Annotated in this window: 14 protein-coding genes; 6 read left to right on the top strand and 8 right to left on the bottom strand. The window is 63.7% G+C overall.

The features are described 5' to 3' along the window. Positions 1–10: 10 nt before the first annotated feature. The 3 genes from D3876_RS16605 to phaR form a co-directional block, all read right to left on the bottom strand. Positions 11–1111 (bottom strand): PepSY-associated TM helix domain-containing protein, encoded by a 1101-nt coding sequence (locus D3876_RS16605; protein ID WP_338014340.1) that lies wholly within the window; start codon positions 1109–1111, stop codon positions 11–13. Further along, positions 1111–3315: a TonB-dependent receptor gene (locus D3876_RS16610; protein WP_238475422.1), complete on the bottom strand. Its 2205-nt coding sequence runs from the start codon at positions 3313–3315 to the stop codon at positions 1111–1113. The genes D3876_RS16605 and D3876_RS16610 overlap by 1 nt, the downstream gene beginning before the upstream one ends. A gap of 115 nt (positions 3316–3430) precedes the next feature. Then, entirely contained in the window at positions 3431–3979 is a 549-nt protein-coding gene (gene phaR, locus D3876_RS16615; protein WP_119764406.1) for a polyhydroxyalkanoate synthesis repressor PhaR, read from the bottom strand. Positions 3980–4004: 25 nt separating this feature from the next. Here phaR and D3876_RS16620 point away from each other — a divergent pair, with 25 nt between their 5' ends. From D3876_RS16620 to D3876_RS16635, 4 genes are all read left to right on the top strand, one after another. Further along, positions 4005–5069, top strand: coding sequence for an alpha/beta fold hydrolase (locus D3876_RS16620; RefSeq protein WP_119764408.1), 1065 nt, complete (start codon positions 4005–4007; stop codon positions 5067–5069). A 37-nt stretch (positions 5070–5106) separates the two neighbouring features. Then, on the top strand, positions 5107–6279 hold the full coding sequence (locus tag D3876_RS16625) for an acetyl-CoA C-acetyltransferase (protein WP_119764410.1): 1173 nt from the start codon (positions 5107–5109) through the stop codon (positions 6277–6279). Between the two features lie 383 nt (positions 6280–6662). Then, a complete protein-coding gene (locus D3876_RS16630) occupies positions 6663–10064 on the top strand; it encodes a TonB-dependent receptor domain-containing protein (RefSeq protein ID WP_119764412.1) in 3402 nt (1133 codons plus the stop codon). Between the two features lie 84 nt (positions 10065–10148). Continuing rightward, a complete protein-coding gene (locus D3876_RS16635) occupies positions 10149–11132 on the top strand; it encodes a 2OG-Fe(II) oxygenase (RefSeq protein ID WP_119764414.1) in 984 nt (327 codons plus the stop codon). A gap of 6 nt (positions 11133–11138) precedes the next feature. Here the strand turns inward: D3876_RS16635 and alr are convergent, their stop codons facing one another. The 5 genes from alr to glmU form a co-directional block, all read right to left on the bottom strand. Beyond that, a complete protein-coding gene (gene alr / locus D3876_RS16640) occupies positions 11139–12176 on the bottom strand; it encodes an alanine racemase (protein ID WP_119765583.1) in 1038 nt (345 codons plus the stop codon). Positions 12177–12324: 148 nt separating this feature from the next. Beyond that, the gene (locus D3876_RS16645; protein WP_119764416.1) at positions 12325–13923 is read right to left on the bottom strand and encodes an MFS transporter; all 1599 of its coding nucleotides are present in this window, start codon (positions 13921–13923) and stop codon (positions 12325–12327) included. Between the two features lie 86 nt (positions 13924–14009). Then, positions 14010–14381, bottom strand: a complete 372-nt coding sequence (locus D3876_RS16650) for a tRNA-binding protein (RefSeq protein ID WP_119764418.1) — start codon at positions 14379–14381, stop codon at positions 14010–14012. 12 nt (positions 14382–14393) lie between these two features. Next, positions 14394–16217 (bottom strand): glutamine--fructose-6-phosphate transaminase (isomerizing), encoded by a 1824-nt coding sequence (gene glmS / locus D3876_RS16655; protein WP_119764420.1) that lies wholly within the window; start codon positions 16215–16217, stop codon positions 14394–14396. Positions 16218–16223: 6 nt separating this feature from the next. Further along, on the bottom strand, positions 16224–17576 hold the full coding sequence (glmU, locus tag D3876_RS16660) for a bifunctional UDP-N-acetylglucosamine diphosphorylase/glucosamine-1-phosphate N-acetyltransferase GlmU (protein ID WP_119764422.1): 1353 nt from the start codon (positions 17574–17576) through the stop codon (positions 16224–16226). A gap of 80 nt (positions 17577–17656) precedes the next feature. On the opposite strand from glmU, the gene D3876_RS16665 reads away from it, so the two are divergent. After that, entirely contained in the window at positions 17657–18328 is a 672-nt protein-coding gene (locus D3876_RS16665) for an HAD-IA family hydrolase (protein WP_119765585.1), read from the top strand. Between the two features lie 454 nt (positions 18329–18782). Then, complete coding sequence (locus D3876_RS16670) at positions 18783–19502, top strand: transglutaminase-like cysteine peptidase (protein WP_182912042.1); 720 nt, start codon at positions 18783–18785, stop codon at positions 19500–19502. Position 19503 lies beyond the last annotated feature (1 nt).

Raw genomic sequence — 19503 nt, forward strand, 5'->3', positions numbered from 1 at the left:
AACCGCGGGACTATTCCGCAGCAACCGGCGTCTGCTTGCGCCGCGCGGTGCGCTGCTGCCCGCGTGACGACCAGAAGGTGAAGACCGCGAAACTACCGAGCATCGCCAGCGTCAAGCCGGACAAGGTCATCACCAGCCGGTAAAGCAGGCCACCCACTTTTGCCGCGTGCACGGGATAAGCGAGATTGAAGATCCGCGAACCGAGCGGCAACGCGAGCCCGTCACGCGTGTCGACCACATGCCCGTCGGCCGGATCGAACCACACATAGGTACGGCCATTGGTAAGCCACTCGTCGGCACGACGCAGACGCATGGATATGAGTTCTCCGGGTTCATCGGGGCGTGCGATGACGCGCGGCTCTGCGTCCGGAAAGCGTGCCTTGGCGACCGCAACCAGCCGCACCCAGTCCGGGCCCTTGAGCGCGAGCGCGCCACCCTCCACCTTTGGGGGCGCAAGCGCGGCCTGCATCTCGGCGGGCGAGGAAAAGGGGCTGAGCACGAAGTTCCGCACCGGTTTCAACACGAGCATCGCGCCAGTCAGCATCGAAAGCAAAAGCAGCGGTGCCACGACGACACCCAGATCGCGGTGATGTCGTACGATAGGGGGCCGCGACATGCGCTTGGGCCAGACGCGGAACTCGAAAGTCTTGCGCGTGCGCCACCACAGGATGATGCCGGTGACGACGAAACCGATGCCGATCAACCCGGCAATACCCGCGATCGTCTCGCCTGTGTCGCCCGTCAGCAGGTGATGATGCAGGTCGAACAGCCAGACCTCGGGCCGCTCCCAGGTCGTATCCCAGCGCGTGACGACATTGCCCGCCTGATCGGCATAGCCGCCCGCCCCCTTGCCAAAATTGAGCTGATGCAGCCCGCGGCCATCGGTCGCGAGCACGATCGAGCGCGGGCCATCGGGGGCATCGAACAATCGCGCCGCAGCGCCGCCGATCGCCGCCGCATCACCGCGATAGGCGTCGGCCGCGTGCGGCACCACCGCGCGCAGGAACGCGTCCTTGTGGACAAGCATCGCGCCGCTCAACCCGAGCACCGCCAGCAGCAGACCAATCAGCCCGCCGGTCCAGCGATGGATCAGGTCAAGCGCGCGCATCATCAGAAGCGATAATCCCAGCCCAGGGTGAAGGTACGACCGCGGCCCGCGAAATAAAGCAGGTTATCGCCCGCGCGCGTGGTGTCGCTGTTGTAGGTGATATACTGCTCGTTCAAGAGATTTTGCACGCTGAGCGAAATCCCGCCAAACCGCGTCGCATAACGGACCGATGCATCCACGACGGTATAGCCGTCAAACGCATTCTCCTTCTGGTTGGCGATCTGCGCCGGCGTCATCGGATCATTGGCGAACAGATCGAAGCGCCGCGACAGGTAGAAATTGCCCTGCACTCGAGCGGTAAGCGGACCGCTGCGATAATTGGCTGCGAGGTTGAAGCGGTCAGGCGATATGTTCGCGCCGTCCAGGTCGATGTCGACCTTGCCGTCCTGGTTGCTGTCTGTGCGCCCTGTCAGATGCGCGTAGCCCGCCGAAACATCGAGACCGGGGATCGGCATCTGGACAGCAAGATTGAGTTCAAGCCCTTCGATCTCGATGCGCTGACGCAGCACGTTGAACACGCCGTTCTGCAGCACGAGCAGGCTGCCCTTCTTGCTCGATGACCAGAAATAGGCCGCGCTGGCGTTGAGCGGGCCGCGTTTCAGCTCGACGCCGATCTCCCGGTTGTTCGAAACAACGGGCTCGAGGTCGATGTAATCGTCGACATCCACATTGGGTTGCCCGATGCCCCGCAGGATGCGGCCGACATCGGCGATCGTGTAGCCTTCGGCATAGGAGGCATACGCGCGCACACCCTCGATGGGCTCGATCACGACGCCGCCGTTGAGCAACGCATCCTGGAAGGAACGTGAACCGCCCGAGACCGCGACACCGCCAAAAGCACCCGTCGTTGCAAGCGTCGTGGAGGCAAGCGTGTGGAAGTCGTCGACCTTGAGTTTGTCATTCTCCCAGCGCACACCGCCCGCCAGGTGCACCTTGTCGTCGAGGAGCGCGAGGTTGAGCTGGCCGAACGGTGCGAGCGTCACGAACTCGGTGGGCGGCACCCATGCGCGCCCGGTCTGGATCAGGGCTTGCTCGGTCTTGTCCACCATAGCGTCGAAGCCGATCGTGCCTGTCAGCCCTTCGATGATCGCGCGCTCATAGCTGATCTTGCCGCCGATCTTGCGCGACTTGTTCGCCGACTGGTCGAACAATGTTCCGTTGGGCGCGATCGTCGGATCCTGGAACGTATCGTTGCGACGTGGCACCGGGCCGCCGAACACATCGTTCGTCTTGTTGTAGAAGACCTGCGCGACAAGATGCCCGCCCACGAGATCGTCGTCGGTCAGCGTCAGCGACACGGAGTCGGCTGTGTTGGACGGCGGCGTGCCCGGCGGCGTGCCGCGCACGCTGCTCGTAGGCAGCCCCGTCGTCCGGTTGCCGGCCACAACCACATAGTCGCCATCGCCCTCGAGTTCGAAATGATTGGCGATGAGGTCGAGCCGCGCGCTCTCTCCGATTTGCCAACCGAAACGGCCAAACACCGACCAGCTCTTCGAATCCTGCACCTCACCCTGCGTGCCGTCGACGCCGAGCCGGCGCCCATCACCATCGTAAAAGGCGCCCCGCGCCTCATAGGTAGCGCCCACGGTCGCGTCGAAGGCGCCGCCACGCCAACTGACAAACCCGCCGATCTTGCCGCCAAGTCCATCATCCGAAAAATCATTGTCGGCGGTGCCCTGCAGTAGCACGCGGCCGCTGATCCCGTCCTTGCTCGGTGGTCCCACCGTCACCTGGTTGACGACGCCACCCGTCGCGCCAATGCCCTGCAGCGCGTTGGAGCCGTAGATCAGTTCGACACGGTCGATGAAGAAGGGATCGATCGTATAGCCGTCGCGCGAACCGTCACGGATCGGCGTCGATTGGGGAACGCCGTTGATTGCATAGAGCGGTGAGCGACCGCGCAGCGTTTCGCCCGACCCCGACAGCTTCTGCCGCGTCGGTGAGAAGGAAGGCGACAGGTTCGAAACCGCATCGACCACCGAGCCGGCGATCGACACCTGCTGCGCGAGGCTTTCCGCGTCGATCACGTCGACGGTCAAGGGAAGCGCGCTCGCGGGCAGCACCGTACGTGCCGCAGTGACGACGATCGCGTCCGCCGGAACGCCATCGACGTTTGCGGGAGCATTCTCAGCCTGCGCGAGAAGCGGCGCAGGCACCGATATGGCCACGAAACCGGAAAGCAAGGTCGAAACAACAGAAAGACGCACGGGACCCCCAAATTCAGACTGGAATAGGGGTGCCCTTAATGAACACGCGAATGACTATCAATAGCGAAGGCCGATGCGAAGCGGATGGCCGCTATGCCGGCCAGGCGCGCGCCGCCTATTTGCTTAGCTTGTCGATCTTGTCCTGAAGGCTGGCGAGCTGCTTTTTGAGCACCTCTATTTCGTCGTCCTTGCTCTCGGCTTCGGCAGGCTTGGGGGCCGCGCCCGGTTTGAACGCGCTGGTCGCCGCTTCGAACATGGCCATGTTGCGCTTCGCCATCTCGGCGAAGGGCCCGTGCGAAAACGCGCCCTCGACCGCACTGCGGAACTGTTCCTGGTTGCGACGGAAGCTTTCCATCGACGCTTCGAGATACCCGGGCACGACGGCCTGCATCGAATCGCCGTACATCGAGATCAACTGGCGCAGGAAGTTGACGGGCAGCATCGTCTGGCCCCGCGATTCCTCTTCCATGATGATCTGGGTCAGCACATTGTGCGTGATGTCTTCCTCGGTCTTGGCGTCGAGCACCTTGAACTCGCGTCCCTCGCGCGTCATCTGGGCCAGGTGGTCGAGCGTGATGTAGCTTGAGGTATCGGTGTTGTAGAGGCGCCGGTTCGCATATTTCTTGATGATGACCGTGCCGTCCCCTGACGAAGATTTCTTCATGATAGAGAATACCCCGCAAAAGAATATGACCGACACTGCACCATTTGATGCCGCACCGCAACACGGCCCCCGTCCGCTCCCGCTGTTTCTGGATTTGCTGCACAGCGAAACCGCAGCATCGCCCGAGCGCATGACCATGGCACTTGCGGGACTGCGCGCCTATCAGGACGCCGCACGGCAGGCACGTCCCGCGCCAATGCCCGTGCTGGCAAGCGCGGGCCGCGCGTGCCTTCGCGACTATGGCGGTGACGGCCGGCCGGTCATTTTCGTGCCCTCGCTCATCAACCCGCCCTTCATTCTCGATCTGACCGAAACCAATTCGATGCTGCGCTGGATGCGCAACCAGGGAGTCCGGCCGCTGCTGCTCGACTGGGGCGAGCCGCTTGACGAGGAGCGCGATCTCGACATCGCCGGACATATCGAACGCTTTCTGCTGCCGCTGATCGACGCGGTCGGCGAACGCCCCGCGCTTGCCGGCTATTGCCTTGGGGGGACGATGGCGATCGCCGCCGCAGCGCTGCGCCCCGTCACCGGGCTGGCGCTGATTGCGGCCCCATGGAACTTCAATGGCTTTCCGTCGGCAGCCCGCGCCGACATGCTCGCGCTCTGGGCCACGGCCAGGCCGGGCTGCGAAGCAATCGGGTATCTGCCGATGGAGGTGCTCCAGACGGCCTTCTGGCGGCTCGACCCTGCGCGCACGATCGCCAAATATGAGGCATTCGCCGCGCTCGATTCCGCGAGCGATGCTGCGGGCAATTTCGTCGCGCTCGAGGACTGGGCCAATGGCGGCGCTCCGCTCACCTTCGGCGCGGGACGAGAGGCGTTCGAGGCGTTTTTCGGAAGCGACACGCCCGGTCAGGGCGCATGGTTGGTGGGAGGCAAACAGATTTTGCCCGAGACGATCACCTGTCCCGTGCTCGACATCGTCTCGCTGAGGGACAAGATCGTTCCGGCGGCGACAGCTACCGGACTTGCCGATCGCATCGAGCTGGACGCCGGGCATGTTGGCATGGTCATTGGCCGCAGCGCACAACAAACGCTCTGGCAGCCTCTGGCCCGTTGGCTTTCGCAATTGCAGCACGAGTGGTAGAGAGCGCGCGCACCGATTTTTCAGCCGGAGTCGCCCCATGTCCGATATCGTCATCACCGCCGCCAAGCGCACACCCGTTGGCAGCTTTCTCGGCGCTTTCGGATCGACACCCGCGCATGAACTTGGCCGCATCGCGATCGAGGCGGCGCTTGCACAAGCGGGCGTTGCGGGGGAGGAAGTGTCCGAGGTCATCCTTGGCCAGGTGCTGACCGCCGCACAGGGGCAGAACCCCGCACGCCAGGCGTCGATGGCCGCGGGCATTCCCAAGGAAGTGCCCGCCTGGGGCGTCAACCAGGTCTGCGGATCGGGATTGCGCGCGGTGGCGCTCGCAGCGCAGGCGATCGCCACCGGGGACGCCGCCATTGTCGTGGCTGGCGGTCAGGAAAGCATGTCGCTCAGCCCGCACGCGCAGATGATGCGCAGCGGCACGAAGATGGGCACGCTCGAACTGGTCGACACGATGATCAAGGACGGCCTGACCGACGTCTTCAACGGCTACCATATGGGCATCACTGCCGAGAATCTCGCCGAGCAATACCAGGTTACGCGCGAGGATCAGGATGGCTTCGCGGTCCGCTCGCAAAATCTGGCGGAAGCCGCGCGCGCCGCAGGGCGTTTTGTCGACGAGATCATTCCCGTCACGATCAAGGGACGCAAGGGCGACACGATCGTCGACCAGGACGAATATATCCGGACGGGCGTAACGCTCGACAGCATCGCCGGCGTCCGCCCCGCCTTCAAAAAGGATGGCACCGTCACCGCCGCAAACGCCAGCGGCCTCAACGACGGCGCCGCGGCGCTCGTCGTGATGTCCGCGGATGAAGCCGCGCGCCGCGGCGCGCCCGTGCTTGCGCGCATCGCCAGTTGGGCGTCGGCGGGGGTGGATCCCTCGATCATGGGCATCGGCCCGGTACCCGCCACACGCCGCGCACTCGAAAAGGCGGGCTGGAGCGTCGGCGATCTCGACCTGATCGAAGCCAATGAGGCTTTTGCGGCACAGGCACTATGCGTCGGCCGCGAGCTGGGCTTCGATCCGGACAAGGTCAACGTCAATGGCGGGGCGATCGCGATCGGTCATCCCATCGGTGCCTCGGGCGCGCGCGTGCTCACCACCCTGCTCTATGAGATGCAGCGTCGCGGCGCCCGAAAGGGGCTTGCCACACTGTGCATCGGCGGTGGCATGGGCATCGCGATGTGCGTCGAGCGCTGAGGGCGCAACACTTTCTAACAATGTAGTGATTCGCTTGGGCGGACGCACGCGACCGTCCCTAGCAAGACCATGCGTACGAACTCTGGCTTCATCGCGCGACCCGCAAATCCCGGCTCGCCCCCGATCGCTAATTTTGCAATAATATTACAGCGACCCCAATCAGACCGAAATAATTTCGTATGCGAAGTGCACAGCCCGCATCATATGTGCGACCGCATGTATCTGATGTGTGAAATCCATCTTTCCGATGATGTTGCAAAAATGCACCACAGGCGGACGAAAGTTGCCTGAACGCCTCATGAATATTGCTCTCGGGTGCACGTTCGTGGTCCATCTCGCCCCAAGCGACCCTCAGTTGGCCGCCTATCTGGGAGATAATTAAGATGAAATCACGGCACTTGTTTGCCAGCACAGCGGCGTTTGGCCTCGCCATCGCGCTGGCCCAACCCGCTTTTGCACAGGACCAGGCAACGCCCGATCAGGCGGCGGACACCGCAGCCGCTGAAGAAGCACCCGTCGACGCCATCGTCGTCACCGGCTCGCGCATTAAGCGCCCTGATCTCGAATCGACCGTTCCGATCACCGCGATCTCGGGCGATCAATTGCTGGCGTCGGGCGATTCCAACATCGCCGAGGTGCTGAACGAGCTGCCGCAAATGCGCAGCACCTTCGCGCAGCAGAACCCGGGCCTTGGCATCGGCATCGCCGGCCTTAACCTCCTCGACCTTCGTGGCCTCGGCACCTCGCGCACGCTCGTGCTGGTCAATGGCCGCCGCCACGTCGCCGCGGACATTCTGAACAACGCTGTTTCGCCCGACATCAACTCGATCCCGAACGACCTGATCGAGCGCGTCGATATCGTTACCGGCGGCCAGTCGGCCATCTATGGTTCGGACGCTATCGCCGGCGTCGTGAACTTCGTGCTGAAGCGCGAATTTGACGGCTTCCAGATCCGCGGCCAGGCCAGCGTCTCGGACAAGGGCTTCGGCGGCAACCAATATGTCTCGGCGATGTACGGCAAGAACTTCGCCGACGGCCGCGGCAACATCACGCTGCACGGTGAATATTCCAACCAGGAGCGCGTGTTCGGTTCGGAGCTTCCGTGGCTCCGCTCGGTCGATCAGTTCGGCGTGGTCGATGTCGATCCGGCCGGCCTGCCCAATGGCAGCGACGGCTTCCCCGATTCGATCTTCCTTCGCGACAACCGCAGCGCATCGATCAACCGCTTCGGCCTGGTTCCGATCACCCAGCCGCCGGGTGCCGGCGCGCGGTGCGGCATCGGCGCGGGCCAGAGCAATGGCGCGACCTCCCCGGTCGGCGCGGCGGCGAACGGCTCGGGCAACGGCGTGCCGTACAATTGCACCTACCTGTTCCAACCCAACGGCACGTTCGTCCCGCAGACGGGCTCGCGCTATAACGCGGGCATCATCGGCGGCATCCTGGGCGGGAACGGCCAGACCGGCCGTGAGGGTAAGCTGCTCTCGATCCAGCCGGAGGTGAGGCGCTACAATCTCAACCTGCTGGCGCACTATGAGTTCAGCCCGGCCTTTGAACTGTTCGCCGAAGCCAAGTGGAATCGCGTCGATGCCGTCGGCAACAATGCCAGCCCCACGGGCATCCAGGGTACGTTCGGCCAGTTCGACTTCCGCGAACGCACCCGGATCGACAACCCGTTCCTGACGACGGCGCAGCGCACCGAAATCGCGAATCTCATCATCGCGTCTGGGTGCAACACAAGCCTCCAGTTCGCTTGCGCGACCCCCGCTGGCGCTCTCGCTGTGCGAGGTACGAACGCAGGCCAAGGCACGAGTGGCCCGCTCAACGCAGCGGATATCGCGGCGATCAACGCCGGCACCTATCGCTTCGTCATCGCCCGCTCGCTTGAAGACGTCGGCATCCGCGACGAGGTGTTCCAGCGTGATACCTATCGTATCGTCGGCGGCGCGCGCGGCACGTTCAACGACGACTGGAGTTACGAAGTCTCGCTCAACTACGGCAAGTTCAAACAGACCGTGGACACCAACGGCTTCGTCGATCGGCAGCGCTTCATGCTCGCCATGGACGCTGGCCGCAATCCGGTAACCGGCCAGATCCAGTGCCGCGCGCAGTTCGACCCGACCGCGGCGGTCGGATACGATCGGGGCGCCTTCCAGACCGGCACGACCGGTTCGCGCGGAAATGCGCAGCAGCAGGCCAGGCTGGCGGCAGACATTGCCGCGTGCGTTCCCTACAATCCGTTCGGCGCCAGCGACAACAAGGCTGCGGTGAACTATTTCACCCGCCACGCCCATACCGAGGCGTCGCTCGAGCAGTTCGTTGCAAGCGCTTTCGTCTCGGGCGATTCCAGCCAGTTGTTCGAGCTGCCCGGCGGTCCGGTCGGCTTCGTGATCGGCGCGGAATATCGGCGTGAAGACGGTACCTATTTCGACGATCCGTTCCTCCTCGAGGGGAATCCCTCGCTTGCCGTGCCCACCCAGACCAACACCAATGCCGTTGTCATCGGCAACTTCGATCCGCGGGCGTTCACGGTGAAGGAGGCCTACGCCGAACTGCGGCTCCCGATCTTGAGCGACACGCCCTTCTTCGAAGAGCTGAGCCTGAGCGGCGCCGGTCGCATTTCGGACTATAACGGTGCGACGGGCACCGTCTATGCCTACAATGCGGGCATCGACTGGGCCCCGATCCGCGACATCCGGTTCCGCGCCAACTACGGCCGGTCGGTTCGTGCTCCGAACCTGTCCGAACTGTTCTTCCCGCCCGTCGCGAACTTCGCGCCCAACTTCGTGGATCCCTGCTCGCCCAACTCGCTCGCCGGCAACCCGAACCGCCCTGCAAACTGCTTGGCGCAGGTCGGCGGAAACGCGGCGATCCTCGCGGGCATTCCGAACGTCACGCAGTCGCTGGCCGTGATTTCGGGCAGCAATCCGGACCTGAAGGAGGAAACTTCGGATTCCTGGACCTTCGGCACGGTGATCCAGCCGCGCTTCATTCCGGGTCTTTCCTTGAGTGTCGATTATTATGACATCAAGGTGAAGAACGTGATCGTCTCGCTGACCGCGCAGCAGATCGCAAACAACTGCGTCGATCAGCCGACGACCGACAACGTGTTCTGTACCCTGTTCCAGCGTTACCTGGGCTCGGGCCCCGGACCGCTCGGTGAAGTCACGGGTCAGATTGCCGGCAACACGCTGCTTCAGGCGGGCGTCAACTTCGCGGCGCGCCAGCGCCGCGGCATCGACGTCAACATGGCCTATCGCACCAACCTGACCGACGACGTGATCCTGAGCACCAACCTGATCTACACGCACAACTTGAAGATCAGCAACTTCGAGAACCCGGCGCTGCCGAAGTTCGAGAACCGGATCCTCAGCGAGCTCGGCGATCCGGAGAACGAGTTCCGTTGGGACGTCGATCTGAGCACCGGTCCGGTGACGTTCGGCTATCGCATGCGCTACATCGGCGAGATGTACACGAGCCTCTACGAGAACTTCAACGCGCTCGATTCGGCCTGCTCGTCCGCGACGACCTGTCCGCCGAACAACCTGGACGTGATTGGCGTCGAGAAGTTCCCGGCGACCTTCTATCACGACCTGCGCCTGGAAGTTGATGTCAACAAGACGTTCAAGTTTTATGGCGGCGTCGACAACGTCCTGAACACCCATCCGCCGTTCGGCATGTCGGGTACGGGCACGACCGGAACCGCGGGCGACCGTGGCACGGGCAATGCGGCGATCTACGACGCGTTCGGCCGGAAGCTCTACGTGGGCTTCAAGGCAAACTTCTGATCGATTTCGATCGCTACTAATGCGAGGACGAGGGGCAACCCTCGTCCTCTTTTTTTTGCGTCGGTTTTTCGATAGGCCCGTTGCGTGGACCATTCTTCCAAAGCTGTAGATCGCGGGGCGAAACTGCTTGCGGCGGGCGCCGTGCAGCAAGCGGTGCAGGTCGTGGCCGCCGCCGCCGAACGCGGCGATCCCGATGCGCTTCACCAGCTTGCGCTCTGGCATGTCTACGGCCAGCCCTTGCCCCGCGATTTCGGAGCCGCGCGAACCTTGTTCGGCCGGGCCGGAGAGGCAGGCCATGCCGGAGCCGCTATCACCCACGCCGTTTTCGTCGCGCTCGGGGCAGGCGGCCTGAAGCCCGACTGGCGCGGAGCTCTTCGGCTTTTGCACGCGGCCGCCGAGAAGGATCCCGTTGCCGCGAAGCAGGCTAAACTGCTCGACGCAATGGCCCTGGATAACGTCGGCGCACCGGCGCACGTGCCGAAAATCGAACCGCTGTCCTTGCAACCCAGGATTGGCGTGCTACGCGGCCTGTTCACCGCAGCGGAATGTGCGCATGTGGCCGCACTTGCCAAGCCCCTGCTGACACCCTCTATCGTTGTGGATTCCACGACCGGGAAATCGATGCTGCACCCGATCCGCACCTCCGATGGGGCGGTTCTGGGTCCCATTCAGCAGGATCTGGTCCTTGAGGCGCTCAATCGGCGCATTGCTGCTGCGACTGGAACCCGGGCCGAGCAAGGCGAACCCCTGACGGTCTTGCGGTACAGCCCTGGTCAGCAATACCGGTTGCATCATGACTGCCTGCCCGGCGAACGCAACCAGCGGATCATTACGGCGATCGTGTATCTGAACGACGGCTATGCCGGTGGCGCCACATGCTTTCCCGAGACCGGTGTCGAATTCAAGGGAAAGGCCGGCGATGCCATCGTCTTCGCGAATGTGCGCGGCAATGGCCAGGTGGAAGAGAAGAGCCGGCACGCGGGGCGGCCCGTGGAGCGCGGCGAGAAATGGATCAGCACGCGCTGGATCAGGGCAGGCGACTTCGATCCATGGGGTCTGCGCGGCTGAGCGCGATCAACCCCAATAACGATTGAACCGCGGCCCAAGCCCCGTCAGCAGCTCATATTGCGACAGGCCCGACGCGGTCGCCGCCTCAGGCAGGTCATAGCCGATCGAGACCCAGTCGCCCTCGCCGAGATCGGGCGCGGCGTCGACATTGACGATCAGCAGATCCATCGACACCCGACCAAGCACGGGCAGCTTCACCTGCCCTGCAAGCGCATGGCCGCTGCCTGAGAAACCACGCAGATAGCCGTCGGCATAGCCGATGTTGAGGATCGCGAGTTCCATGTCGCGTTCAGCGATGAAGGTAGCGTTATAGCCCACCTTGCCTCCCGCCCCGACGCGCCGCCGCTGCAATATCTGCGCCTCGGGCGTCGCCACCTGACGAATATGCCCCGCGGCCTCCATGCGCGGCACGCCGCCATAGAGAGCAAGCCCCGGACGCGTCAGATCGAAGGCATATCCACCGCCAAGGCAGATGCCCGCGCTGTTCGCAAGGCTCATCCGCCGCGCGCCCGTGCGCCCCTTGAGCGCGGCAAAGTCCGTGCACTGCGCTGCGTTCATGGGCACGTCCTCGTCCGCGCAGGCCAGATGGCTCAGCAACGTCTCCACCATCAGCCCGTCGAGCAGCCCGGCGGCGATGTCAACGGGCGCGACACCGAGCCGGTTCATGCCGGTATCGACCATGACGTCGCAAAGACCTCCGCCTCCATCCTTCCAGCGCTGCACCTGTTCGCGCGTGTTAAGCACGGGACGCGCACGCCCCGCACGCGCTGCGGCCATGTCCTCCGCGCGCACACCGTGAAACACCGAAAGCGACAGTCCCTCGGCAACGGATCCGAGCGCGTTGGCCTCAGCCCAGGTGGCTACAAAGAAATCGCGACAGCCTGCTCCGCTCAGGTGGCGCATCACCTCGCCTGCACCCAGACCGTAGCCATCGGCCTTGATCGCCGCGCCGCACGCCGCCGCACCGCTGCGCTGATCGAGCCATTGCCAGTTATGGACGAGCGCCGAACGGTCGAGGCGCAGGCGAAGGGGGGAATCGCAGATGTTCACGCCTGCGGCCTAGAGCCTGATCGGTTGAGGTGGAAGCACTTTGTGCTTCCGCCGATGCCGTGAATCAGGCTCTATTCAAGCGGTTGTGACCTTGATTCACGTTTCAGTTGATTCAACCTGAAACGATCAAGGTCTAGCCGCCTCAGCCAGCGGCGTCGAGTTTGCTGTCGACGGTCTCCGGCAGCCAGAACAACGCGACCACCAGCGCCAGCACCACCACCGCAAAGGTGTACCACAGTCCCGAATAGGGGTCGCCGGTGCGCGCGATGATGTACTGGCTGATCACGGGGAGGAAGCCGCCGAAATAGCCGGTGCCGATATGATAGGGGATCGACATCGAACTGTAGCGGATGCGCGGCGGGAACAGTTCGGAAAGCAAGGCCGCGACGGGACCATAGGTCATGCCCGACAGCGCCGACAGCGCTAGCACGCCGAGCAGGATGATCAACACCGATCCGCTGCTTGGCTTTACCTTGCCCAGATCATAGCCCGCCTCCGCCAGCCGCGCGTCGAGCGCTGCAGGCGCGATCTCAGCCACGCGTTCGCCGCCGATTGTGACCGAAACTGCGGAGGCCTCGACCTTGGTGTAGCTGACGCCCTTTTTCGAGAAATAGTCGAGCAGCTTCCCGCATTCGCCGGCCTGCATCCTGGCGAAGGGATCATAGCCGCAATCAGGGCCCGCCACGACAACGGGCGCGCGCGCCGCCGCGCTCGCCAGCTCAGGATTGGCCGCGCCGCCGATCATCTTGAAGATCGGGAAGAGCAGCAGCAGCGTCAGCGCATAGCCGATCACGATCGGCTTCTTGCGCCCCACCTTGTCCGACAGCCAGCCGAAGAGCACGAACCAGACAAGCCCCGAGGCCGCGCCGAGGCCAACGAGCAGTTGCGCGGTCGATTCCTCGACCTTGAGCGCATTCTGCAGAAAGTAGAGCACCTGGAACATCGCGGTGTACCAGATGACGGTCAGCCCCGCCGCGACGCCGAACAGCGCGACGAACAGCCGCTTGCCATTGCCCGGATAGGTGAAGGTTTCCTTGAGCGGGTTCTTGGCGAGCTCGCCCGCTTCCTTCATCGCCTTGAAGACCGGGCTTTCGGAGAGCTTGAGTCGCATCCACAGTGAAACCGCGAGCAGCAGCAGCGAGAAGATGAAGGGGATGCGCCAGCCCCATTCCTGCCATGCGGCATCCCCGATGATCGCCTGGGTGGTGAGCACCACCCCCAGCGAAAGGATGAAACCGCCTGCAACGCTCGCCTGGATGAAGCTGGTGTAAAAGCCGCGCTTTCCATCGGGGGCATGCTCGGCGACATAGATCGCGGCGCCGCCATATTCGCCGCCGAGCGCCAGCCCCTGAAGCACCCGCAGGAACAGGATGATGACCGGCGCGGCCAGCCCGATCGTCGCCGCCGACGGCACGAAGCCGATCGCGGCGGTCGCAAGCCCCATCAGCGTGATCGTGACGAGGAAGGTGTATTTGCGGCCGAGCTTGTCACCCAGATAGCCGAAAAGCACAGCGCCGAGCGGGCGGAAGCCGAAACCGATCGCAAAACCGAACAGCGAAAGAATCAGTTCAAGCGTGGGGTTTCCCGAGGGAAAGAAGGTCCGCCCGATGATCGCGGCGAGCGTGCCGTAGATGAAAAAATCATACCATTCGAAGACCGTCCCAAGCGAGGACGCGGCGATAACCAGCCGGATCTCCTTCTTGCTCGGCTCATGCACCGGCCCTGCCGCAACGCTCGCCATAGTCCCCCCACTCTCCATCTCTGTTTGACGCGCAGCATTAAGGGGAATCTGCTTGCCGGCAAGCCGGCGTGTTCAATCGCGCCGCTTCAGAACAGTCTGCCGCCGTCGGGCACGCGCCTGTCAGGCGCGAAGAGCATCACCTCGCCGGCGTCATCCGGAAAGCCGAGCGTCAACACTTCGGACATGAACTTGCCGATCTGGCGCGGCGGGACGTTGACGACCGCCGCCACCTGACGTCCCGCCAGGTCGTCGAGCGCATAATTGGCAACGATCTGCGCCGAGGACTTCTTGTGTCCGATCGCCGGTCCGAAATCGATGACGAGCTTGACCGACGGCTTGCGCGCCTCGGGATAGGGCTCGGCTTCGACGATGGTGCCGACGCGGATATCGACGGCGAGAAACTGATCGAACGTGATGGGATCCGTGGCAGGCGCAGCCGCGTCGTGGTTCATGTGCATGACAAGGCTAGCTCATTCGACCGTGACGGATTTCGCCAGATTGCGCGGCTGATCGACGTCAGTGCCCTTGGCGACCGCGACGTGATAGGCGAGCAACTGCACGGGCACCGCGTAGACCAGCGGCGCGATCAGCGGATGCACCCTGGGCATCTCGATCGTCGCAATCGTGCCCTCGCCCGCCTGCGCGATGCCTTCGGCGTCGGAGATCAGAATCACTTTGCCCCCGCGCGCCTGCACCTCCTGCATGTTGGAGACGGTCTTTTCGAACAGCGGTCCCGAAGGCGCGAGCACGATCACGGGAACATTCTCGTCGATCAGCGCGATCGGACCGTGCTTCATCTCGCCCGCGGCATAGCCTTCGGCGTGGATATAGCTGATTTCCTTCAGCTTGAGCGCACCCTCCAGCGCCATCGGATAGTCGGGGCCACGGCCCAGATAAAGCACATCGCGCGCGGGCGCGACGAGATGCGCCATAGCCTCGATGTCCTCGTCATGCGCAAGCGCCGCATTGAGCGCGGCGGGCGCTTCGGCGAGATGGCCAACGATATCGCGCTCTTCGTCTGCCGAAAGCTTGCCGCGCGCGCGGGCGAGATTGGCCGCGAGCGCCGCAAGCACGGCGAGCTGGCAAGTGAACGCCTTGGTCGATGCAACACCGATCTCCGGCCCGGCGTGCGTGGGCAGCAGCAGATCGGCCTCGCGCGCCATCGAACTGGTCGGGACATTGACCACGACCGCGATCTTCTGCCCCTCGGCACGCGCATGGCGGAGCGCCGCGAGCGTGTCCGCGGTCTCCCCCGATTGCGAAATGAACAGCGCCAGACCGCCCTCTTCGAGCACGGGCTGTCGGTAGCGGAATTCCGAAGCGACATCGAGGTCCACGGGCATGCGCGCGAACTGTTCGAACCAGTATTTGGCGACCATGCCGGCATAGAAGCTCGTCCCGCACGCAACGATCGTCACCCGGCGGATGTCGCCCAACTCAAAGTCCATCTGCGGCAACGCGACCTGCTCCTCGAGCGGGCGAAGATAGCTTTGCAGCGTCTGCGCCACCACCACCGGCTGCTCGAAGATCTCCTTCTGCATGAAATGGCGGTGATTGCCCTTGTCGATCAGCGCGCCGGTGACGCCCGAAATGGTGACGGGGCGCTCGACGGGGTTGTTCTCGCGATCGTAGATCTGCGTGCGCTCGCGCGTGATAACGACCCAGTCGCCCTCTTCGAGATAGGCGATCTTCTGCGTCAGCGGCGCGAGCGCAAGCGCGTCCGAGCCCAGATAGGTCTCGCCCTCGCCATAGCCGACGACCAGCGGCGAACCGAGGCGCGCGCCGATCAGCATGTCGGGATGCTGGCGGAAGAGGATGGCGAGCGCAAAGGCGCCATGCAGCCGCGGCAGCACCGCCTGCACCGCATCCTTGGGCGATTGACCGGCCTCGACGAGTTCGCTCACCAGATGCGCGACGACTTCGGTGTCGGTGTCGCTGGCGAAGGTCCGGCCGCGTGCCTGAAGCTCCTCACGCAGCGGCTTGAAATTCTCGATGATCCCGTTGTGGACCAGCGCCACCTCGCCCGTCGCGTGCGGGTGCGCGTTGCTGGTGGTCGGCGCGCCATGCGTCGCCCAGCGCGTGTGTGCGATGCCGATCACCCCGGGAAGCGGCGCCGCGGCGAGTTCGCGCGCGAGATTGTTGAGCTTGCCCTCGGCACGGCGGCGATCGAGCTTGCCGTCGTGGATGGTGCAGACGCCCGCCGAGTCATAGCCGCGATATTCGAGCCGCCTGAGGCCATCGACCAGCCGGTCCGCTACGTCGCCCTGCCCCAGTATTCCGATAATGCCGCACATATACGCTCAACCCGCCTTCTTTGATTTCATCATGTCGCGAAACCGCCTTGCCCAGCCCGATTTCGCTTCCTGCGCGCCACGCCCGAGCGCGAGCGCATCCGTCTCGACATCGCGCGTGATGACCGAGCCAGCTCCCACGATTGCGCCGTTGCCGATCTTCACCGGCGCCACAAGTGCGCTGTTGGAGCCGACAAAAGCCCCCTCGCCGATCTCGGTCCGATATTTGAAATAGCCGTCATAGTTGCAGGTGATTGTTCCCGCTCCGATATTGGCCCCCGCGCCGACCGTCGCGTCGCCCAGATAGGTCAGGTGATTGGCTTTTGCCCCCACGCCGAGCTCTGATTTCTTCACCTCGACGAAATTGCCGACCTTGGATTTTTCACGGAGCACCGCGCCCGGACGCAGCCGCGCATAGGGCCCGACCTCGGCGCCGCTTTCGACCGTCGCGCCCTCGATATGGCTGAAAGCATGGATCGTCACATTGTCCGCGATATGCACGCCCGGACCGAAGACCACGTGCGGGGCTATCGTCACGTCGCGACCCAGGACCGTATCATGCGCAAACCAGACGGTCTCCGGCGCGGCAAGCGTGACACCCGCGGCCATCGCTTCCGCGCGGCGGCGACGCTGCCATTCGGCCTCGACCGCGGCGAGCTCCGCGCGGCTGTTAACCCCCGCCACTTCCGAGGCATCGGCCTCGATCACCGCGCTCTTCCGACCATCCGAAGCGGCGAGCATGATGATATCGGGCAGGTAATATTCCCCCGCTGCATTGTCGTTGCCTACGCGTGCGAGCAGCGCAAACAGATCGGCGGCACGTACCGCAAGCAATCCTGAGTTGCACAGCGTCACCGCGCGCTCCTCGGGCGTCGCGTCCTTGAACTCGACCATCCTGGCGATGCCGCCGTCCGCATCCGCAACGATGCGGCCATAAGCGGCGGCATCGGCAGGACGGAAACCCAGTACGACCGCCACCGGTGCGTCGGGCGCATTCAGCCGATCGAGCATGCGCTGCATCGTCGCCTCGGTGACGAGCGGCACGTCGCCATAAAGGATCAGCACGTCGCCCGAGAATTCCTGCAAGGCCTCCTCGGCCTGCTGCACCGCATGACCCGTGCCAAGTTGTTCGGCCTGCACCGCGATGCTGGCGCCACGCCCGGCAAGCGAGGCTTCGACCTGCTCCCGGCCCGCGCCGACAACGACCACCTTTTCCGCTGGATGCAGCCGATCGACGCTCGTCAAAAGATGGTGCAGCATCGGATGGCCCGCGATCGGATGCAGCACCTTGTGCCGATCCGATTTCATCCGCGTTCCCTGCCCAGCGGCGAGGATGATGGCGGCGATCGGCGGCTGGCTCATGCTTACTCCTTGTCGAACCTGTGCGCGCATTGCCACGTCCCGCTTGCCAACGCCATCCCCCAGACGGCATGGATCGTCGGATGCACGATTTCCCCTTTGCCGTGATCGGCTTCGACCTCGACGGCACCCTCCTCGACACCAGCCGCGACCTGACCGACGCGGTCAATCACGCGCTCGCCGAGGCGGGCCGCCCGCTGCTCTCGCTCGACGTTGTGAAGCCGATGATCGGCGGCGGTGCCAAGAAAATGCTCGAACGCAGTCTGGAAGCGACGGGCGGCTGTTCGGAAGAAGAGACGAAGCGGCTCTACGGTCTGCTACTGGCCTTTTACGAGGAGAACCTGTCCAACGGCACCGTGGCTTTTCCGGGCATGATCGATGCGCTCGACCGGTTGAGCGCGATGAACGTAAAGCTGGCGATCTGCACCAACAAGTTCGAACGATTTGCCGAGAAGCTGCTCACCGAACTCGATCTTCGCGATCGCTTCGCCGCGGTGATCGGCGGCGACACCATGGGCAAGGGCAATGCCAAACCAAGCGCAGCGCCGATCCACGAGATGATCACGCGTGCGGGCGGCGGCCGCGCAGCCTTTGTCGGCGATTCAATCTATGATGTGATGGCTGCAAAAAACGCGGGAATTCCTTCGATCGCGGTGTCGTTTGGCTTCCTCAACCAGGCCGTCGAAGAACTCGGCGCCGATGCGATCATCGATCACTATGACGCGCTGATCGCAACGCTTGAACGGCTGGGTTGATACTCGCGCCGAACAGGTCCGCCGCGCAGAGTGGTGCCACAGCCAACCATTCCCCCGGAACATTACGACGTTATTATTCATTTTTCAACAATTACTTAAAAGTATTACTATAGAATTATTGTTGCACAACTCGTGACCAAATAGTAATGATTTTCGATTAACAGTCATATTTGATGCATTTTCGGGGTGGGGCTGCCTATTTTATAGGAAGTGTCATCCGATGCATGTCCACAGCACCCCTGAAAAGCGCTTGCACGGGCCCGGATGCGAGGACCGCTCACAAGGCAACTTCGAAATCAACCCAAGGGACTTTCGATCCGACTATCCGTTGGGGAAGGCCCGCGCTGTAAGCTGGTGCAAATGGTTCGTCGCCGGATCACTTGGAGCCATAACACTACTGGTCCCGGCACTTGCCCGGCAAGGTCCGCAGAATGCTGCGCCTTGCGGCGGTCGCATGACTGAGATGGTAGCGCAGCAGCAATCTGCCACGCTGAGCGCCACTCCTCCCTGTAGCACGACTGGTGAGCGCGAGGCTGCTATCCGTCACCATGACGATGCAGCGGCTTTCGATCCGTCAGGCGGACCCGCGATCTTCGGTTCGGTTGCGGTTCCTGTTCAGCGCACGCCCTTCGACGCGCGCCTGCGCAAGGTTCGGCCTGCAAGTCTGACGAGCATGGGTCCATGGTCCACAGCCGTCGCGCAGGCGCGGCGGTTGGATCGGCTCGATCAACTGCGGCACATCAACCGCTGGGTGAACGATCGCCTTGGCTATACGAGCGACCAGGTGCTGAATGGCATGCCCGACCTCTGGTCTTCGGCAGCGTCGACGCTCGCGCGCGGTCGCGGCGATTGCGAGGACTATGCGATCGCCAAGATGGCGCTGCTCGCCAGCCTTGGATTTCGCGCGGAGGACCTGTTCCTGGTGCTGGTGCGCGACGGAGCGCGGCGCGACGACCACGCCATCCTCGCCGTGCGCGCAGAGGGCAGGCTGCACGTGCTGGACAGCACGACGAATGAAGTCCGTGAATCGAGCTTGGTGCCCGATTATTTTCCGGTGATGAGCTTCGCTGCGGGACGCGCATGGCTGCACGGATACCGCGTTAATAGTCCGGCGGAGCCGCTGCGCATCGCGACCACGACGCAGCACCACGACTGGTCCGAACGCGGGCGCTAGC

It is taken from the genome of Sphingomonas cavernae (assembly GCF_003590775.1).
Classification (GTDB): domain Bacteria; phylum Pseudomonadota; class Alphaproteobacteria; order Sphingomonadales; family Sphingomonadaceae; genus Sphingobium_A; species Sphingobium_A cavernae.

Coding starts and splice junctions, on each gene's coding strand:
- D3876_RS16605 (WP_338014340.1), bottom strand. CDS start 1,111: ATGATGCGCGCGCTTGACCTGATCCATCGCTGGACCGGCGGGCTGATT.
- phaR (WP_119764406.1), bottom strand. CDS start 3,979: ATGAAGAAATCTTCGTCAGGGGACGGCACGGTCATCATCAAGAAATAT.
- D3876_RS16620 (WP_119764408.1), top strand. CDS start 4,005: ATGACCGACACTGCACCATTTGATGCCGCACCGCAACACGGCCCCCGT.
- D3876_RS16625 (WP_119764410.1), top strand. CDS start 5,107: ATGTCCGATATCGTCATCACCGCCGCCAAGCGCACACCCGTTGGCAGC.
- D3876_RS16630 (WP_119764412.1), top strand. CDS start 6,663: ATGAAATCACGGCACTTGTTTGCCAGCACAGCGGCGTTTGGCCTCGCC.
- D3876_RS16645 (WP_119764416.1), bottom strand. CDS start 13,923: ATGGCGAGCGTTGCGGCAGGGCCGGTGCATGAGCCGAGCAAGAAGGAG.
- D3876_RS16650 (WP_119764418.1), bottom strand. CDS start 14,381: ATGCACATGAACCACGACGCGGCTGCGCCTGCCACGGATCCCATCACG.
- glmS (WP_119764420.1), bottom strand. CDS start 16,217: ATGTGCGGCATTATCGGAATACTGGGGCAGGGCGACGTAGCGGACCGG.
- glmU (WP_119764422.1), bottom strand. CDS start 17,576: ATGAGCCAGCCGCCGATCGCCGCCATCATCCTCGCCGCTGGGCAGGGA.
- D3876_RS16665 (WP_119765585.1), top strand. CDS start 17,657: ATGCACGATTTCCCCTTTGCCGTGATCGGCTTCGACCTCGACGGCACC.
- D3876_RS16670 (WP_182912042.1), top strand. CDS start 18,783: ATGACTGAGATGGTAGCGCAGCAGCAATCTGCCACGCTGAGCGCCACT.